Annotated in this window: 2 protein-coding genes; both read right to left on the bottom strand. The window is 41.0% G+C overall.

The genetic code is table 11. The annotated features are described in order from the left end of the window. Positions 1 to 670: class A sortase (locus SPADD19_RS06250; protein ID WP_164905854.1), on the bottom strand; the 670-nt coding region annotated here is incomplete at its 3' end. Between the two features lie 13 nt (positions 671 to 683). Then, positions 684 to 890: DNA gyrase C-terminal beta-propeller domain-containing protein (locus tag SPADD19_RS06245; RefSeq protein ID WP_164905853.1), on the bottom strand; the 207-nt coding region annotated here is incomplete at its 5' end.

Here is an 890-nt window from a genome sequence, read left to right as displayed (position 1 = left end):
AGGTTTCCAAATTCCCTTTTACAATCGTACGGTAAGTCGCTGCAGCATCCTCACAAGTCACCAAGGTGATCTCATTAACACCTTCACGATCTTGAATAACATCTACACGGTCTGGAGTCACTGTCTCAACAGACGAGATAACATAAGTATAGATTTTTTCTTTGTCCGTGATGTAGATCTTCATTCCTGCCTTGGCTTTCTCTAATGGTGAGAATAACATGGCATTTGCTCCAGTTAAGCCAAATACATGGTGACTAGCAAGAGAATAATTGCCTTGTCCCATGACTTGGTTTTCCTTCATGGTCCCTGCTCCGTAGTAAAGGGCTACATTTTCAAGTCCCTTAAAGATCGGAAGGTTCATATTTAATTCAGGAATCGAAATCCCCCCAATTACTGGTAGTTTTTGAGCTTGCCATTGGGCATTGATGACTGCTTCCGTCGAAAGTGACTGGACATGTTGGAAATCAAAGCTCGTCTTCACTTCTTTATTCTTGTCAATGGTTTTTTTATTGACCTTGCTAACCTGGTATTGGTTGGTATGCCAAACCATAATCATATTACGGATCGGAGCATTGAAAATCAAGAGAAGCGAGAGAATAATCAAAAGTGTTGCAACGATGTTGATAAGAGTATTGCGTAAACTCTTTTTCTTTTTTCTTTTGCGTGACATGCTGTCCCCTTATCTATTCGTTTTCTTCCACTACTTCTTCATCTTTTTCATCGGGTTGGACTGTTGTAAAGGTCACAATTTTCGCATCCTGATCCAGTCTCATGACTTTCACACCCTGAGTTGAACGACCCGTTTGAGAGATATTCCCAACACTTGTGCGGATCATGACTCCGGTATCGGTAATGATCATCAGATCTTCATCCCCTTTAACGGTTAAAAG

This window comes from Streptococcus parasanguinis (assembly GCF_001578955.1).
GTDB classification, from domain to species: Bacteria; Bacillota; Bacilli; order Lactobacillales; family Streptococcaceae; genus Streptococcus; species Streptococcus parasanguinis_U.
This window is presented reverse-complemented; position numbering and strand designations above follow the sequence as displayed.